Annotated in this window: 17 protein-coding genes; 8 read left to right on the forward strand and 9 right to left on the reverse strand. The window is 61.3% G+C overall.

The features are described 5' to 3' along the window. Positions 1-16: 16 nt before the first annotated feature. The 6 genes from raiA to lptC form a co-directional block, all read right to left on the reverse strand. On the reverse strand, positions 17-592 hold the full coding sequence (gene raiA, locus RCCGE510_RS22350; protein WP_007633740.1) for a ribosome-associated translation inhibitor RaiA: 576 nt from the start codon (positions 590-592) through the stop codon (positions 17-19). A gap of 292 nt (positions 593-884) precedes the next feature. Next, positions 885-1,799 (reverse strand): EamA family transporter, encoded by a 915-nt coding sequence (locus RCCGE510_RS22355; RefSeq protein ID WP_007633741.1) that lies wholly within the window; start codon positions 1,797-1,799, stop codon positions 885-887. An 89-nt stretch (positions 1,800-1,888) separates the two neighbouring features. Next, on the reverse strand, positions 1,889-3,451 hold the full coding sequence (rpoN, locus tag RCCGE510_RS22360; protein ID WP_007633743.1) for an RNA polymerase factor sigma-54: 1,563 nt from the start codon (positions 3,449-3,451) through the stop codon (positions 1,889-1,891). A 220-nt stretch (positions 3,452-3,671) separates the two neighbouring features. After that, positions 3,672-4,448 (reverse strand): LPS export ABC transporter ATP-binding protein, encoded by a 777-nt coding sequence (lptB, locus tag RCCGE510_RS22365; RefSeq protein ID WP_007633745.1) that lies wholly within the window; start codon positions 4,446-4,448, stop codon positions 3,672-3,674. Positions 4,449-4,488: 40 nt separating this feature from the next. After that, positions 4,489-5,139 carry an LptA/OstA family protein gene (locus tag RCCGE510_RS22370; RefSeq protein WP_007633746.1) on the reverse strand — a complete coding sequence of 217 codons (651 nt, stop codon included), beginning with the start codon at positions 5,137-5,139 and terminating at the stop codon, positions 4,489-4,491. Between the two features lie 15 nt (positions 5,140-5,154). Beyond that, a complete protein-coding gene (lptC, locus tag RCCGE510_RS22375; RefSeq protein WP_007633747.1) occupies positions 5,155-5,820 on the reverse strand; it encodes an LPS export ABC transporter periplasmic protein LptC in 666 nt (221 codons plus the stop codon). 224 nt (positions 5,821-6,044) lie between these two features. Between lptC and sppA the strand changes: the two genes are divergently transcribed. The 3 genes from sppA (at position 6,045) to RCCGE510_RS22390 (ending at position 7,824) form a co-directional block, all read left to right on the forward strand. Further along, entirely contained in the window at positions 6,045-6,995 is a 951-nt protein-coding gene (sppA, locus tag RCCGE510_RS22380; RefSeq protein WP_007633748.1) for a signal peptide peptidase SppA, read from the forward strand. A 29-nt stretch (positions 6,996-7,024) separates the two neighbouring features. Further along, entirely contained in the window at positions 7,025-7,324 is a 300-nt protein-coding gene (locus RCCGE510_RS22385; RefSeq protein ID WP_003544934.1) for an integration host factor subunit beta, read from the forward strand. A 167-nt stretch (positions 7,325-7,491) separates the two neighbouring features. After that, positions 7,492-7,824, forward strand: coding sequence for a LapA family protein (locus RCCGE510_RS22390; RefSeq protein ID WP_007633749.1), 333 nt, complete (start codon positions 7,492-7,494; stop codon positions 7,822-7,824). A gap of 35 nt (positions 7,825-7,859) precedes the next feature. Here the strand turns inward: RCCGE510_RS22390 and RCCGE510_RS22395 are convergent, their stop codons facing one another. Together RCCGE510_RS22395 and RCCGE510_RS22400 are read right to left on the reverse strand one after the other, a co-directional pair. Beyond that, on the reverse strand, positions 7,860-8,294 hold the full coding sequence (locus RCCGE510_RS22395; protein WP_037079437.1) for a GNAT family N-acetyltransferase: 435 nt from the start codon (positions 8,292-8,294) through the stop codon (positions 7,860-7,862). A gap of 50 nt (positions 8,295-8,344) precedes the next feature. Further along, a complete protein-coding gene (locus RCCGE510_RS22400; RefSeq protein ID WP_007633752.1) occupies positions 8,345-8,800 on the reverse strand; it encodes a carbon monoxide dehydrogenase subunit G in 456 nt (151 codons plus the stop codon). A 444-nt stretch (positions 8,801-9,244) separates the two neighbouring features. Between RCCGE510_RS22400 and RCCGE510_RS22405 the strand changes: the two genes are divergently transcribed. From RCCGE510_RS22405 to RCCGE510_RS22425, 5 genes are all read left to right on the forward strand, one after another. Further along, positions 9,245-10,342 (forward strand): class I SAM-dependent methyltransferase, encoded by a 1,098-nt coding sequence (locus RCCGE510_RS22405; protein WP_007633753.1) that lies wholly within the window; start codon positions 9,245-9,247, stop codon positions 10,340-10,342. Further along, a complete protein-coding gene (locus tag RCCGE510_RS22410; RefSeq protein ID WP_007633754.1) occupies positions 10,339-11,199 on the forward strand; it encodes an RNA methyltransferase in 861 nt (286 codons plus the stop codon). Before RCCGE510_RS22405 ends, RCCGE510_RS22410 begins: the two co-directional genes overlap by 4 nt. Further along, positions 11,196-11,699: a signal peptidase II gene (gene lspA, locus RCCGE510_RS22415; RefSeq protein ID WP_007633755.1), complete on the forward strand. Its 504-nt coding sequence runs from the start codon at positions 11,196-11,198 to the stop codon at positions 11,697-11,699. The genes RCCGE510_RS22410 and lspA overlap by 4 nt, the downstream gene beginning before the upstream one ends. 55 nt (positions 11,700-11,754) lie before the next feature. Beyond that, complete coding sequence (locus RCCGE510_RS22420; protein ID WP_007633756.1) at positions 11,755-14,034, forward strand: ATP-binding protein; 2,280 nt, start codon at positions 11,755-11,757, stop codon at positions 14,032-14,034. 108 nt (positions 14,035-14,142) lie between these two features. Next, positions 14,143-15,018 (forward strand): GNAT family N-acetyltransferase, encoded by an 876-nt coding sequence (locus tag RCCGE510_RS22425; protein ID WP_007633758.1) that lies wholly within the window; start codon positions 14,143-14,145, stop codon positions 15,016-15,018. Between the two features lie 55 nt (positions 15,019-15,073). Here the strand turns inward: RCCGE510_RS22425 and RCCGE510_RS22430 are convergent, their stop codons facing one another. Beyond that, positions 15,074-16,063 carry a helix-turn-helix transcriptional regulator gene (locus tag RCCGE510_RS22430; RefSeq protein ID WP_007633759.1) on the reverse strand — a complete coding sequence of 330 codons (990 nt, stop codon included), beginning with the start codon at positions 16,061-16,063 and terminating at the stop codon, positions 15,074-15,076. Positions 16,064-16,189 lie beyond the last annotated feature (126 nt).

A 16,189-nucleotide genomic window follows, 5' to 3' on the forward strand; every position in this document is an offset into this window, starting at 1 on the left:
GCTCACCGCCCTGATCTCAGCCTTTGATATTGGCTGAATCGATCCAGCCAATATTTCCGTCATGCCGACGGTAAACGATGTTCAAGTGTTCCTTGCCGGGGCTGCGGAACAGGAGAAGTGGCTCGTCGGTCATGTCGAGCGCCATCACGGCGGTGGCGACCGACATGGTCTTCAGCTGCTTCGTGCTTTCGGCGACGATCGCGGGCGCGAAATCGTCGGGGATTTCATCCTCGTGGTCAGGAACGGAATCCATGACCGTGTAGGCGACTTCTGCAAAACCGTTCAGATGGTTTCCGGCATGATGGTCCTTTAGCTTGCGCTTGTAGCGGCGCAGCCGTTTTTCGATGCGCTGGGAAGCGGCGTCGAAAGCCAGCTGCGGGTCCGTCGCCTCGCCCGCCGCATGCAGCACCACCCCACTGTCGAGATGAAGCTTGCAGTCTGCCGAGTAACGAGAACTCGCCTTTTCCACGGTCACCTGACCCGAATATCCCCCGTCGAAGTATTTCGTGATGGCCATACCAATTTGGTCCTCGATCTTTTGACGGAACGAGTCACCAATTTCCATATGTTTACCGGACACACGCACACTCATGGAGTTTCCCTTCTTATCGTCGTTTGCGGGTATCAGTTTACGCCAAGCCTCAGGTTCATCCAAGCACTTCGCGCAATCTCAAGCAAGATCGGCGTCAGCCTGCGGGTCCCTGATGCCCTTCTGATGCTGGGGATAACTCCAGACGCCGTTTGCGGCATCGATTGCGGCGGGCTTCTAGCCAGCCGTTGCCGAAAAGTCAATAGGGCGAAAAACTGCGATTGCTAATACGCGTACTGCGTGTGACAGGCGCCCGCAAACACAGTAACTGCCACCGGCCGCCAACCAATAACTTCTAGACACTTCTCGCCTTGATTGCACTCGCCCTTGCCGGGATGGTCATGGCTGCGACACCGAGGATGACGCAAACGAGTCCAATCCAGGCCGTCGGGCTCAGCCTTTCGCCGAGGAAAACGATGCCGATCGTGACTCCGATCGGCACCCTGAGGTAGGCTTGCGACGTCGTTCCGACCGAACCCAGCGTTTGGACGAGACGGAAATAGATCGCAAAGGCAAGGGCCGTCGAAAAGGCGGAGAGAGCCAGCAGCGCCAGAATCGATGCGGCCGAGGGATCGAGCGCCCACGGCCGGTCGACGACGAGGCTGACCGGCAAGAGAATGACCGCGCCTGAGATCAACGAGCCGGCCGCCGGCACGGCGGGATCGAGACCCTTGAAGTTCTTGCTGAAAATCGCCGCACCTGCATAACAGGCGGTCGCCAGGATGATGGCGAGCTGCGCCATCAGGCTTTCGCCGAGACCGCCGAGCACCTCGACGCCGATGACCAGGCAGATACCGGCAAGTCCTGATATAACGCCGAAAAGCTTTCGCGCCGTCACCTGCTCATGGCGGGCTATCAGTACGGTCAGCAGGAAGGTGAAGATCGGCGTTGCCGAATTGAGAATAACCGCCAGCCCGGCATCGACGGATTGTTCCGCCCAGGCAATCAGCGTGAAGGGAATGACGCTGTTCAGACAGGCCTGAACGAAAAACCGCCGCCACGTCGCGCGGTCGCTGGGCAGGCGGATTCGTCGGTAGCGGAGGACGACCAGCAGGATGCCGCCGGCAATCAGCGTGCGGACGGCGATCAACGTCACCGGCGGGATCGTCTCGACACCGATCTTGATGAAAGTATAGGAGGCCCCCCAAAGGGTCGCCAGCACCAGCAGCAGGAGAAGCTCCCTGGCAAGCTTCGGATTTGGCGGGGTCATGGTCGGCTTTCCCAAATTCGTTCAAGACGTCAGAGAAATAGCGGGGATCTGGAGCTGGATGCTTCGATCAAGACCGAAGCATTGCGGCGTCAGAAGCCGGCGACCTTGGCGAGCGCCCGCTTTTCGCGGCGCCGCTGGACCGAGGAGGCGATGTTCATTGCCTCCCGGTATTTCGCAACCGTGCGGCGGGCGAGATCCACGCCGCCCTTCTTCAGCATGTCGACAATATCGTCGTCGGAGAGCACTGCGTCAGGGCTCTCCTGCATGATCAGCACGCGGATCTTGTGACGCACGGCCTCGGCCGAATGGCTGTCGCCACCGGCGACAGCGCTGATCGAGACGGTGAAGAAATATTTGAGTTCGAAGAGGCCGCGCGGCGTCAGCATGTATTTGTTCGAGGTGACGCGGCTGACGGTGGATTCGTGCATCTTGATCGCCTCGGCGACCGTCTTCAGGTTCAGCGGACGCAGGTGGTCGACGCCGTACAGCAGGAAGGCGTCCTGCTGGCGGACGATCTCGCTGGCCACCTTCATGATGGTCTTCGCCCGCTGGTCGAGGCTGCGCGTCAGCCAGTTGGCGCTCTGCAGACAATCGGAGAGGAAGGCGTGATCCTCGCCATTCCGGGTCACGCGGGAAAAATAGGACTGGTTGACCAGTACACGCGGCAGCGTATCCGGATTGAGCTCGACCAGCCAGCCGGTATCCGAGGAGGCTCTGACGACCACATCAGGCATGATCGCTTCGGAAACACCGGCTTCGAAACCGCTGCCAGGCTTGGGATTGAGCTGGCGGATTTCGCCGAGCATGTCGAGAAGATCTTCCTCGTCGACGCCGCAGAGCCGCTTCAGCGTGGCAAAATCGCGCCGCGCCAGCAGTTCGAGGTTTTCGACGAGCGCCTGCATGGCGGGGTCGTATCGGTCCTTCTGCCTGAGCTGGATCGCCAGGCATTCCGAGAGACTGCGAGCGAAAACCCCCGGCGGATCGAGCGTCTGGAGGGCGGCAAGCACGCGCTCGGCCGCAGTCAGGCTGGTGCCCAGCCGCTCGCCGGTTTCGACGATATCGGCTTGAAGATAACCGGCGTCGTCGAGCTGATCGACGAAATTCTGCGCGATCAGCCGATCGGCGATGTCAGGCAGGACGAAGGGGATCTGCTGGGCGAGATGATCGCGCAGCGACACCTGGCCGGCGACGAAATCGTCGAGATCGTAATCGGCGCCCTCGCCACCGCTGCCCGGCATCGATTTCCACTGGCCGACGAGCTCCGGCGCATCGAGGCGCTGCGGCGCGCTGTCATCGGGAAAGACATTGGTATAGTTGGCGTCGAGCTCGTCGTTCAGCCGACTGGTGCTGGCGCTGCCGCCATTGTCGTACCAGTCGCTGGAGAGCGCTTCGGTGCGGTTGTCGTAGCCGTCGTCCGAGCCTGCATCCTCCGGCGGATGACCATAAGGCTCGTCTTCGGCTTCGCCGCGTTCGCCGCCTGCCTCGCCGTCATTCGACGGAAATTCGAGCAGCGGGTTCTTCTCCACTTCCTGGGCGATGAACTGGCTGAGTTCGACATGCGTCATCTGCAGCAACTGGATGGATTGCATCAGTTGCGGAGTCATCACCAGGGATTGGTTCTGGCGCAGGAAAAGACTGGCGGACAGTGCCATGACGGACGCGAAACTCCCTCAATTCCTCCGGGAAACCGCGTCCGATCAAGGCTTCAGGCCGCGGAAATCCAACTGGCCCAAAAATTGCTTTTTTATCTCATTTGGTCAAGCGGAACTGTGTCAGCGCGGTTAATTTCTGCGATGGGACAGGTGTCGCCGAAAGGCCTGCGCCGTTTCAGGACGACTGGGCGCACCTTCTCTATCTTGGCATCGTCCCCGTTCAGAGGCTGAAATTGTCGCCGAGATAGAGCCGGCGCACTTCCGGATTGTTGACGATGTCATTTGCCCGGCCATGGGTCAGCACCTCACCGGCATGGATGATGTAGGCCCGGTCGATCAGACCCAGGGTCTCGCGCACATTGTGGTCGGTGATGAGGACGCCGATGCCACGCGCGGTCAGGTGGTGGACGAGATTCTGGATATCGGCGACCGAGATCGGGTCGACGCCGGCGAAGGGCTCGTCGAGCAGCATGAAGGTCGGATCGGTCGCAAGGGCGCGCGCGATTTCGAGGCGGCGACGCTCACCGCCTGACAGGGCGACGGCGGCAGTCTTGCGCAGCTTCTGGATATGAAACTCCTCCAGCAGCTCGTTCAGCTTCTGCTCGCGCTCGGCCTTGTCCTTGACATGCACTTCGAGCACGGCGCGGATATTCTCTTCCACCGTCAAGCCACGAAAGATCGAGGCTTCCTGTGGCAGATAACCGACGCCGAGCCGCGAGCGGCGGTACATCGGCATGGTCGTGACATCGTTTCCGTCGATCTCGATCGTGCCTTCGTCCACCGGCACGAGGCCGGTGATCATATAAAAACAGGTGGTCTTGCCGGCGCCGTTCGGTCCGAGCAGGCCAACGGCCTCGCCGCGGCGCACCACCAGCGAGACGCCGTTGACGACCCGACGCGTCGCATAGGTCTTCGTCAGACCGCGTGCGATGAGCGTTCCCTGATAGCGGCTCTTGTCGGCGGCACCCGCAGCTTGTGGCCCGGGCTTGCCGAACATGGTGGATAGCGATGTTAATTTCACGTGGGAGGCCGGCTTCTCAGTTCTGCTTCTGCTGTGCATTCGGCTGCGATTTCGGATCGAGCTGAATCTGGACACGACCGCCGCAGCTTTCAAGCTCCGCCTGGCCGGTCTGCATGTGAACCGTCAATTTGCAGCCGGTAAAAACGTTCGGCCCATCCGACAGAATGACCTTATTGCCCTGATCCGCCGTCAGGATGAAAGTTTGCGAGGCCATGTCGAAAGCGCCGTCATCGGCGGTCGCGGTCTGCGTACCCGAGGTCAGCAGGACCTTGTCGGTGACGAGGATCTTGTCGATATCGGCATTTCCCGATGCGAGCGAGGCCGACTGCGGCGGCGGCGTTGCGGGCTGGGCTGCAGGTTGCGCCCCGTCCGCGGCCGGCTTTGCCGCCTTGTCCTTGTAATAGACGGTCATCTTGCCGGACTGCATCGTCGTCGTCCCCTGGACGACCTTGACCTTGCCGGTAAACAACGCGGTGTGTTCCTGGTCGTGGATCTCCAGCTTGTCGCTTTCGATCTGGATCGGCTGGTCGTTGGAAAGCTTCATGCCCGACATCGAGGCCGTCGCCTGCTGCGCGCCCGCGCCCGATGCCGTCAGAATAAGGGCAAATGCGCCGGCAATGAACGCCAGGCCAGTCTTGCAAGTGGAAATGCGACAATCTTTTGTCATGGATGACCCGGCTGGTTAGGTGCCCTGTTTATGGATGGTGGATGGATCGACATTCATGCGAACATTCCCCTCGAATGTGATCACCCGCCCCTTATCGGTTATCTCCAGCGTCTTCGCAACAATGGAGGCATTGTCCTTGGTGATGGTGACGGGGTCGTCGCTGCGCATGTTTCCGCCCTTGATGTCGAGATGGGCGGACTGGAAATTCGCGTTGAGGCCGCTGCTCAGCACCAGGGTGAAGGGGGCCGTCATATGCAGGCTGTCGGTGGCGCGATTGTAATCGGCCGTCGAGGCGACGACGCGGGCGATCAACCCGTCATTCATCGGCACGGCGGCCTTGATGGTCTCAAGCGTGATCAGATCGGGATTGCGGATATCCTGCAACGCCCTTTCGGCGAGCATCGAATAGTTGATGCCGTCGGAATTGCGTCCAGCGATCGCCGGCTTTTCCATCACGACCTTGCCGTTCTCGATCTTGGCACCTTCCATCTTGATGTTCTCGGGCAGATAGATGCTGACCAACGCTACCGCCGTAAGGCCAGCCGCGATGATGACGGCCGCCACCGGCAGCAGGATCTTCAGCCGCCGCACGCGGGCGGAATGGAACAACGCATCGCCATAAGCGCTCTTGCCGGACCCGGCATAGGCGGCATGTCCGTTGTTCTTCAGGGTATCGAGCATAGGCCTCGTCCATGTGCGGTGATCGCCGCGCCTTCATAACAAAGGCGGCCCGCCAATCACAGTTCGTTTCGCATTATTACATTGGCTTGCCAATATGGAATTTTTTCTGCAACAAGCAACAAAATGCAAAAACATCAAAAAGTGGCATTCGTGCACGCCGCTGCCACCTTTTCACCGGATCCATCGGCGGCAAGCCGAAGCCGGTGCCAGCGCTGGAGGTTTCTATGGACAGTTCGATGATTGCCGATCGCCGGCGGCTGCGCCGCAAGCTCTGGTTCTGGCGCCTGATCACGGTGGCGCTCGTCGTGGCACTCGGTTTCGCCTTCTACCGCTTCGCCCTCGGCGATGCCGGGATGGAGCGCCCGCACATCGCCCATGTGACGATATCGGGACTGATCGTCGACGATGACGAACTTCTGGAGCGGCTGAAGAAGGTCGAGACCAGCGACCAGGTAAAGGCCGTGGTGATTTCGATCTCCTCGCCGGGCGGCACGACCTATGGCGGCGAAAAAATCTTCAAGGCGATCCGAGCGATATCAGCCAAGAAGCCTGTCGTCTCCGATGTGCGCACGCTTGCTGCCTCGGCCGGCTACATGATCGCCACTGCCGGCGATACGATCATTGCCGGCGACAGCTCGATTACCGGCTCGATCGGCGTCATCTTCCAGTATCCGCAGATCCAGCCGCTGCTCGACAAGATCGGCGTCTCGCTGCAGGAGATCAAGTCCTCGCCGCTGAAGGCCGAGCCTTCGCCCTTCCACGAGGCGAGCGAGGAAGCCAAGGCGATGATCCGCAATATGGTGGTCGACAGCTATAATTGGTTCGTCGACCTGGTCGCCGACCGGCGTAAGCTGCCGCGCGACGAGGTGCTGAAGCTCGCCGACGGCACGATCTATACCGGCCGCCAAGCGCTGAAGGTGAAACTCGTCGATACGATCGGCGGCGAGGCGGAAATCCGTGCCTATCTCAAATCGCGCGGCGTCGACGCCGACCTGCCGATGGTGGACTGGGACAAGAAGAGCAATACGCCCTTTCTGCTCGCTGGGGCTGTTTCGCGGTTGATTACGATCTTCGGTTATGATGATCTCGTGAAAGGCCAGGATATCAACGGAATCCTGCCCCCAAAGTTGCTTCTTGACGGGCTGCTTTCAGTTTGGCAGGTTGGCCACGATTGATAAGAAATCAATAATTTAAGGGGGCGAACGTGATCAAGTCCGAATTGGTGCAGATTGTTGCGGCACGCAACCCGCATCTCTATCATCGCGACGTCGAGAATATCGTCAACGCGGTTCTCGACGAGATCACGGATGCACTGGCTGCTGGCAACCGCGTCGAATTGCGCGGCTTTGGCGCGTTTTCGGTGAAGAACCGCCCTTCCCGCTCCGGCCGCAACCCGCGCACCGGCGATACCGTCTTCGTCGAGGAGAAGTGGGTTCCCTTCTTCAAGACCGGCAAGGAGCTGCGCGAGCGGCTCAATCCCGGCCAGGCCGACGAAGAGGATTGAGTCTGAGCCGCCTGCGGCGAATCCGCACTTGAACTCGAAGGCCGTTTTCCTATTCTGCTTGCACATCGACCCCGAAAATCGGAATCGATTTTCGGGGTCGATGCGTCGATTAAAGGCTTGAAACGCGCCTGGAAAGACCGGCGCAATCTGGCATGTGGAGACCTCAAATGGCCAAGAAGATCGTCAACCTGTTGATTTTGCTGCCACTCGGCGTCATCCTCATCGTCTTTTGCGTCGCCAACCGGCAGAGTGCGACGCTCGCCTTCAACCCGTTCCGGCCTGACGATCAGGTGCTTGCGGTTTCCGCGCCCTTCTTCGTCTTCCTGTTCATTGCCCTGATCGCCGGCATGCTGATCGGTTCGGCCGCCACCTGGTTCAGCCAGGGCAAACACCGCAAGCGCGCCCGCACCGAAGCCAAGGAAGCTATCCGCTGGCAGGGTGAAGCCGACCGCCACAAGAACCGCGCCGAGGAAATCGCCGGGCAGCTGCCGTCGCGGTAAAGCCGGCTCGGTGTCGGGGACGCTTCGGCGGTCGCTCAATCCGGAAAAAAGCTCAGTTCCTGGTAGTCGCCCTCCGGCGACGTGCCGTTGCCGGTCACCTGGAAACCGTGGGCGAGGTAGAAGGCTTTCGCCCTGCCGTTCTTCACCAGGCATTTCAACCGGTACCGATGATGCGGCCATTCGGGCAGCGCCCGCAGCAGCGCCGTACCGGCACCAAAGCCCTGGAAGTCCGGGCTGATATAGAGCATGTGGATGAAATCATCGGCCGGCCAGAGCGACAGGAAGCCGGCTACTCCACCGTTTTCATGCTCGCAGACGAAAACCGTCTCACCATTGGTATGGGCGGCAAAATCCTCGCGGTAGAACTTGCCGGGATCGACCCAGACGAATGTTTGGCGGCGCACGGAAAGATAAATCTCCGCGAGCATTTCCTGGTCTTCCGCCCGCGGCGGCCTGATTGTCCACGTCATGACGTCGATTTAACCCAAGCCCCTATCCCCGCCAAGCCCAAAGCGCCCGATCAGCCGGCTGCCATCTTCGCGATGACGGCGGCATTGATATCGGAAAAGAACCGCTCGGCGAGCTTCTGCGAGGTCGAATCGAGCAGGCGTGCGCCGAGCTGGGCGAGCCTGCCGCCGAGTTCGGCTTTTGCCCGATAATGCAGGATGGTCTCGGCGCCGCTTTGCTCGAGCACGATATCGGCGCTGCCTTTGGCGAAGCCGGCAAGCCCCCCCTTGCCCTCGGCCGACAGCGTGTAGCTCTTCGGCGCATCGACATTGGAAAGCGTCAACAACCCATGGAAGGTGGCCGACAACAGGCTGAACTTGACCTTGACCGTCGCCTCGAAGGCATCCGGCGAAAGCCGCTCGATGCCCTGGCAGCCTGGAATGCAGCCGCGCATGATTTCGGGATCGTTGAGCGCTGCCCAGACGACGTCCCGCGGCGCGGCGATGCGTTCTTCGCCGGTGAAATCCATTCGATAGCCCCATCTCCGATTCGCTCATCTTATCCCAGTGGAAAAGCCTTTTGCCAAGGCGGGGAGGAATGTTATCTCGCTGGTTCCCAATCCGAGCGAGCGAGAAATTGACCGTGCGGCATTCTCCAACGCACCTCATACACGCCTCAATGCTGCTCCTTGCATTCATCCGACATCTGCGCACCCGCCTCGTCCTTCGAGGCCCCTGCGGGGCACCTCAGGATGAGGCTCTCTCTTGAGCCGCAGTCTGCATCTGCTAGGCTTCCAGCCACAGCTATCTACTGATCTTTGGCTTCGCAGGCAGTCGTCCGAAGGCTTGAAATGAATGCCATGCCGGCGCGCAGTTGATCCGGCACGGTTTTCTGGGCTACTGCATACTGCAAAGGGCGCTGTGAAGGACGCAGACCCAATTGACATACCCCGACAGAGACGCGGAAGAGCACGTTGAGACAGAGAGAACGCCGGCCGGGCCAGAAGAAGACGTCAGGTTCTTCCGGTGAAAGCCGCAGGGACGATCGGGTCAGCCGGCCACCGAAGCCGGTCGCGCAGCCTGCGGCCAGCCGCGAGATCGTGCGCGAGGCGGCTGTGCCTGCCGCTATCGAGCGTCCGCTGATGACCCGCAGCGGCGAGCGTCCGACCGAGCGCGTGCCCATCATCCTCGAATCGCTCGGAGCCGGCGACTTCCACCTGATCGACAGTGGCAACGGCGAAAAACTGGAGCAATACGGCCCTTACCGTATCATCCGTCCCGAGGCCCAAGCGCTGTGGCGGCCATCGCTACCGCCCCATGTCTGGGAAAAAGTCGATGCCGCCTTCACCGGCGATACCGACGAGGAAGGCACTGGCCGCTGGCGCTTCCCCAGGGAGGCGTTGGGCGAGGCCTGGCCGCTCAATCTGCTCGGCGTCGATTTCCTCGGCCGCTTCACATCCTTCCGCCATGTCGGTGTCTTCCCCGAGCAGATCGTGCACTGGAGCTGGATGAAAGAGCAGGTCGAAAAAGCCGGCCGGCCACTGAAGGTGCTGAATCTTTTCGGCTATACCGGCGTCGCCTCGCTGGTTGCCGCCGCGGCCGGCGCCGAGGTCACCCATGTCGACGCGTCGAAAAAGGCAATCGGCTGGGCGCGCGAAAACCAGGCGCTCGGGCGCATGGAGAAGCTGCCGATCCGCTGGATCTGCGAGGATGCAATGAAATTCATCCTGCGCGAAGAACGTCGCGGCAGCCAATACGACATCATCCTCACCGATCCACCGAAATTCGGTCGCGGCCCGAACGGCGAAGTCTGGCATCTCTTCGAGCATCTGCCATTGATGCTCGATGTCTGCCGCGAGATCCTGTCGCCCAAGGCGGTCGGCCTGGTGCTGACCGCCTATTCGATCCGCGCCAGCTTCTATTCGATCCACGAGCTGATGCGTGAGACGATGCGGGGCGCCGGCGGGGTGGTCGAATCCGGCGAGCTGGTGATCCGCGAAGCCGGCCTCGACGGCAGGACGCAGGGCCGCGCGCTTTCCACTTCCCTCTTTTCCCGCTGGGTGCCGAAATGAGCAAGGACTTCCACGATCAGGGACCGCGCAGGGTCGGACAGGTGAAGGAAGTCACCTCGCTTGCCAATCCCATCATCAAGGACATCAAGGCGCTGACGAACAAGAAGTCGCGGGAGGAAAGCGGGACTTTCCTGGCCGAAGGACTGAAGCTCGTCATCGATGCGATCGAACTCGGCTGGACGATCCGCACGCTGGTCTATGCCAAGGCGGCCAAGAGCAAGCCGCTGGTCGAGCAGATGGCGGCGAGGACCGTCGCCTCGGGCGGGCTGGTGCTCGAAGTCAGCGAAAAGGTGATCGCTTCAATCACCCGCCGCGACAATCCGCAGATGGTCGTCGGCATCTTCGAGCAACGCTGGAAGCCGCTGCGGGACATTCGGCCCAGGGACGGCGAGACCTGGGTGGCGCTCGACCGGGTGCGCGATCCCGGCAATCTCGGCACCATCATCCGCACAGCGGATGCAGCCGGCGCTTCGGGCATCATCCTGATCGGAGAGACGACCGATCCCTTTTCGCTCGAAACGGTGCGGGCCACCATGGGCTCGGTCTTCGCGGTTCCGGTCGCACGGGCGACGCCGGAGGAATTCGTCGTTTGGCGGAAATCGGCCGGCGTTTCCGTGGTCGCGACGCATCTTGCCGGCGCGGTCGATTACCGCACGATCGACTACCGGAAAAAGCCCGTCGTGCTGTTGATGGGCAACGAGCAATCCGGCCTGCCGGACCAACTGGCCAGAGAGGCCGATGCGCTTGCCCGCATTCCGCAGCAGGGCCGCGCCGATTCTCTGAACCTCGCCGTCGCCACCGCCGTCATGCTTTTCGAAGCCCGCCGCCATCTCCTCTCACTTGCCGAGGGCAAATGACCGAACAGATGTATGCCCGCCCCGCGCTGTTTTCGCGCCCGGCGCCGATCCTCTTCTTCATCGTCGTCGCCGTTCTCATCGACCAAGCCGTCAAGATCACTGTCGATCATTACCTGCCGCTGCAGGAGGCCGTGCCGGTTATTCCGATGCTGGCGCTCTACCGCACCTACAATCTCGGCGTCGCCTTTTCGATGCTGTCGGGGATGGACGGCTGGTTCATCGTCGGCATGCGGCTCATCATCGTCGCCTTCGTCATCTGGCTGTGGTACCGCACGGCGAAGGACCGCTGGCTCGCCCATCTCGGATATGCGCTGATCATCGCCGGGGCGATCGGCAATCTCGTCGACCGCTTCGCCTATGGCCATGTGATCGATTACATTCTTTTCCACACCGAAAGCTGGTCCTTCGCGGTGTTCAACCTCGCCGACAGCTTCATCACCATCGGCGCCGGCTGCGTCATTCTCGACGAGCTGCTGCTGCCGAAAAAGACCGGCCGCTAAAATCTTATCGAATTCCTGAAGGCATTCGGAAGAGGCCTCATGTTATCAAAATAGCATGCACAACCTGGGACAGTTGCAGGAAAGATTGTCCGCCGCCTTCGGCGGACCCACCGCCAAGCCGCATGAAGAGCGGATGGGGGGCTCCTCCTCGCGACCGGTCGCAACGGCGCCTCAGGCAGCCGATGACAGCAAGCTGAGGCCTGCAACGACACGGCGCCTGCTGTTCTACTGGCTTGGTGGCGCCGGCCTTATTGCCGCGATGATCCTGACGCTGCTTGCCCATGCCGGCGATCCGCTGCTGTTTTCGGGTGGCCTGGTCGTTCTCGGCCTTGCCGTCATCGCCAGCTACGCCGTCCTGATGGTTCGCCGGCGTATAGCCCGGCGCGGCGGCAAATCCCTGCCGGAATGGAACGATGGCGCAAAGCTGTTTGCCGACGTGCACGACGTGCTCGGCGACATCACCGTCAGCCGCAGCATGGACCGGCGCATCATCTCCGCCAACGACACGTTTCGCCGGCTGACCGGGCGGTTGCGTCCGGAAGGACGGAGCTGCGAGGAGATCGGGCTTGCCTTCCGCCCCGGCCCGATACCGCACTGCTTCGACGTCGAGATCTCGACGCCGGACGGCCAGCGCATCTTTCTCTGGCGCGACGTCGTCACCCGCGACCCGGCAAACGGCCGTCTGCTGCTGCAGAGCGTGGCGCGTGATGTGACCGACGAGCGGCTGATCGCCCAGAGCCGCGAGGCGGCTCGCCAGAAGGCCGAATATAACAGCGCCGCCAAATCGAGGCTGCTTGCCACCGTCAGCCACGAAGTGCGCACGCCGCTTTCCGGCCTGCTCGGCATGACGCATCTGCTCGCCGAGACGCGGCTGACGCAGGAACAGCAGAATTATCTCGCCAATATCCGCCAGTCCGGCCACGCGCTGACGCAGCTCGTCGAGGACCTGCTCGATTTCTCCACCATCGAGGTCGGCCGCTTTGCACTGCACCCGCGCTCGGAATCGCTGCGTAAGCTTCTGGAAAGCGTTGTCGAGATGCTCGCCCACCGGGCGCATGAAAAAGGGATCGAGATCGGCGCCACGGTGTCTTCAGACGTGCCGGAGAATATGAGCTTCGATCCGGCGCGGCTGCGCCAGGTGCTGTTCAACGTCATCGGCAATGCCGTGAAGTTCACTCAGGTCGGCGGCGTCTTCATTCGCGTGACGCTCGACGCGGACGACTTATCGATCACCGTCACCGATAGCGGTCCCGGTATGACGGCTGAGGAGCAGGCGCGCGTCTTCGGCGAGTTCGAGCAAGGCGGGACGGTTGCCGACAAGAGCAGCGGCACCGGGCTCGGCCTTGCCATCTCCGCCCGCATCATGCGCGAATTCAACGGCACGCTGACGATTGCCAGCGAAAAGGGCAGAGGCAGCGAATTCACCATCCGCTTCCCTGTCGATATCGGCAGCGAGCGCCCCGACAGGCGAAATACGCTGCTTGCCGGCAACAGCGTCGTGCTTTTGGCGCCGGCCGGTGCGGCGCGCACCGCCATCGCCGAGACGATCACCACGCTCGGCGGCCTCTGCCATCTCGTCGCCGACGGCGAGAGCGCGCGGGCAGCGCTGCTCGGCTTGGCAAACGGCGGACAGCGGCCGACCGATATCATCATCGACCATCGCATGTCGGCGGAATTTTCCGATCATCTTGCCGATCGCGCCGAGATCGCCGCCCTTGGCCTGCGCAAGGTCCTGCTCGTCAATCCGGAAGAGCGCAGCGCCCATCCGCTCGACCTCTTCGATGCCTGGCTCATCCGGCCGCTGCGCGAACAGTCGCTGATCGACGTGCTGCGCGGGCGCATGCGCGGCATGGAGAAGCGCGACGCGCTGAACGACAATCAGCCGGGATTTGGCCTTTCGGTGGCGGAGACGCTGGTTACAGCCAGCGGGCTCAACATCCTGCTTGGCGAGGACGATCCGATCAATGCCATGCTGGTGCGCGTCGTGCTCGAAAAGGGCGGGCATAAGGTGCGCCATGTCGAGGATTTCGAGGCGCTGCTCGATTGCGCTCTCTGCGAGGCGAATGCCCGGCCCGATATCATCATCAGCGACCTGTCGATGCCCGGCGGCAACGGCATCGACATGCTCGGACGCCTGCGCGGCCACGAAAGGCGGCTCGACCTTGCTCCGGTGCCGGTGATCGTGCTCACCGCCGACAAGAGCGACGAATCGCGTCGCCAGGTCTTGTTGAACGGCGCCAACCGCGTCATGGTAAAGCCCGTCGACCCGGTGCGGCTGCTGACCGAAGTTCAAGCGGTCGCCGCACTTTCCGCCCGCCGGGCAGAGGCGCGGTAACGTGCCGCGGGGCCGGCATGCGTCTTGCGCTGGGAAATCCAATATGTCACTTTCCTGTCGCAGAGAAGTGTTTTATGGCGTCGATAAGCCGGCAACGGGAGAATCGTCATGTCCGCCATCGACATCCTGAATCGTGACACCGCCGAGGCTGCACCGCCCCCGACGGCGGCTGCGCAAAAGCACGGCGATATCCTCGGCCGCATCGGCAATCTGGAAACCCGCCTTGCCCGCACGGCGCGCGAGATCGATGCCGCCCAGGCCGTGCGCTACCGCGTCTTCGTCGACGAAATGAAGGCGCAACTGCCGCTTGACGCCATGCGCCGCCAGCGTGATGTCGATGCCTATGACGCGGTCTGCGACCATCTTCTCGTTCTCGACCGCACGATCGAGGGTGACGCGGAAGACCAGATCGTCGGCACCTACCGGCTGCTCCGCCAGGATGTTGCCATTGCCAATGGCGGTTTTTACTCGGCTTCCGAATTCGAGATCGAGAGCCTCATTGCCAAACATCCGGACAAACGCTTCATGGAGCTTGGCCGTTCCTGCGTGCTGCCGGAATATCGCACCAAGCGCACGGTCGAACTCCTATGGCAAGGCAACTGGGCCTATGCGCTGAAGCACGGGGTCAGCGCCATGTTCGGTTGCGCCTCTTTCCCCGGCGTCTATCTGGAAAGCCATGCGCTGGCGCTGTCTTTCCTCTACCATAATGTGCTGGCGAAGAACGAGTGGGCCGTCAGCGCACTGCCGCATCTCGCCCGCAACATGGATCTGATGCCGGTCGAAGCGGTTAACCCGAAGCGGGCGCTGATGGCGCTGCCGCCGCTGATCAAGGGTTATATGCGCCTTGGCGCGATGGTCGGCTCCAGCGCGGTCGTCGATCATGCCTTCAACACCACCGACGTGCTGATCGTGCTGCCGATCTCCAGCATTTCCGACCGCTACCTCAACTATTATGGCGCCGACGCTGGCCGCTTCGCGAGCTAGCCTTTGGTTTCTCGCATGTCTTAGCGCAGACCCGCTGCACACCGATGGCGTGCCGTCATCTATTAAATCGCCTTCTCGTGTCCGACGGGTTCTCTCCGTAAGCCGCCCGATAGGTTGCCGCAAAACGGCCAAAGTGAACGAATCCCCACTTCAAGCAGACGTCCCGTAACGGTTGCCGGTTTGAAGGATCGCGTAGATCCTCTCGGACCGCTTGCAAGCGGATCGTCCTGAGGTAACCAGACGGTGTGGTTCCCTTGAAAGCACGAAAACCGACTTCAAGAGCGCGAATGGAAATGTCCGCTGCCTCCGCGACACTCTGCATTGTCAACGGCTGTGCGATGTTCGCATGCATAAATTCAATTGCGCGACGGACATGCCGCGGCGCGATCAGATGGATTTTCCTGTCAAGGAGATGCGAGAGCCGATGGGGAACCAAGCGCACCACCAGATCGGCAAACGCCTGCATCAGGTTCGACATGGCAATTGGCGAGTGAAGCAGCGGGCCGTTGTTGCGCATGCCGATGATCATCGTTTGGGCGAGATTGCCGATCAACTGTCCCGCTGCCGTGGAACGATCAACGACCGGCACCAGGTCCATCGGCCCGATCAGCGGGGTCTCCAACACGGCGGCGACGGTCTGAGCTATGATCGTCCAGTTCAGACTGAGTGTGTCTGACCGGTGAGGCGCCGCCCTCACGGAAACCCGTTCCAGCTCAAGATTGTTCGTCAAAAACAGGCGCCCGGGCGTAGCTTCGGCCACAGTCCGACCAAACGCTACATCGAGAGCACCCGTGCGCGGAACGATGATTGCCAGAGTTTCCGGCGTTCCATGTGTCGTTCTTGCACCCCAGCCGCCGGAATCCTGGTTGCTGACCAGCGACACCCTTTCATCGCCCCAAAACCCGACCTTCCAGTCGAGTGGTTTTTCTCGACCATTGCGCCATGCGTCGAACGAACCAAATCCCTCGGTCAGAGCCTCGACCATATCGTCGAAAGTTGCCCCCTGAAATCGGGCGATGAAATTGGGGGATGCATTTTCCGGCATGGGAACCCAAACGGCTGATGAAATATTAAGTTATGCCGCGCGTATGAGGCTATTGTATCAAAAGTATGACTTATCAGATCAACCCTTTCAACCATGCCCTCGGTGAGTAAGCCACAAAAAGCTGCG

Origin of the sequence: Rhizobium sp. CCGE 510 (genome assembly GCF_000292525.1) — a bacterium.
GTDB lineage: Bacteria > Pseudomonadota > Alphaproteobacteria > Rhizobiales > Rhizobiaceae > Rhizobium.

Coding starts and splice junctions, on each gene's coding strand:
- sppA (WP_007633748.1), top strand. CDS start 6,045: ATGGACAGTTCGATGATTGCCGATCGCCGGCGGCTGCGCCGCAAGCTC.
- RCCGE510_RS22370 (WP_007633746.1), bottom strand. CDS start 5,139: ATGACAAAAGATTGTCGCATTTCCACTTGCAAGACTGGCCTGGCGTTC.
- lptC (WP_007633747.1), bottom strand. CDS start 5,820: ATGCTCGATACCCTGAAGAACAACGGACATGCCGCCTATGCCGGGTCC.
- RCCGE510_RS22425 (WP_007633758.1), top strand. CDS start 14,143: ATGTCCGCCATCGACATCCTGAATCGTGACACCGCCGAGGCTGCACCG.
- lptB (WP_007633745.1), bottom strand. CDS start 4,448: ATGTTCGGCAAGCCCGGGCCACAAGCTGCGGGTGCCGCCGACAAGAGC.
- RCCGE510_RS22390 (WP_007633749.1), top strand. CDS start 7,492: ATGGCCAAGAAGATCGTCAACCTGTTGATTTTGCTGCCACTCGGCGTC.
- lspA (WP_007633755.1), top strand. CDS start 11,196: ATGACCGAACAGATGTATGCCCGCCCCGCGCTGTTTTCGCGCCCGGCG.
- rpoN (WP_007633743.1), bottom strand. CDS start 3,451: ATGGCACTGTCCGCCAGTCTTTTCCTGCGCCAGAACCAATCCCTGGTG.
- RCCGE510_RS22430 (WP_007633759.1), bottom strand. CDS start 16,063: ATGCCGGAAAATGCATCCCCCAATTTCATCGCCCGATTTCAGGGGGCA.
- RCCGE510_RS22400 (WP_007633752.1), bottom strand. CDS start 8,800: ATGGATTTCACCGGCGAAGAACGCATCGCCGCGCCGCGGGACGTCGTC.
- RCCGE510_RS22420 (WP_007633756.1), top strand. CDS start 11,755: ATGCACAACCTGGGACAGTTGCAGGAAAGATTGTCCGCCGCCTTCGGC.
- RCCGE510_RS22355 (WP_007633741.1), bottom strand. CDS start 1,799: ATGACCCCGCCAAATCCGAAGCTTGCCAGGGAGCTTCTCCTGCTGCTG.
- RCCGE510_RS22395 (WP_037079437.1), bottom strand. CDS start 8,294: ATGACGTGGACAATCAGGCCGCCGCGGGCGGAAGACCAGGAAATGCTC.
- RCCGE510_RS22410 (WP_007633754.1), top strand. CDS start 10,339: ATGAGCAAGGACTTCCACGATCAGGGACCGCGCAGGGTCGGACAGGTG.
- raiA (WP_007633740.1), bottom strand. CDS start 592: ATGAGTGTGCGTGTGTCCGGTAAACATATGGAAATTGGTGACTCGTTC.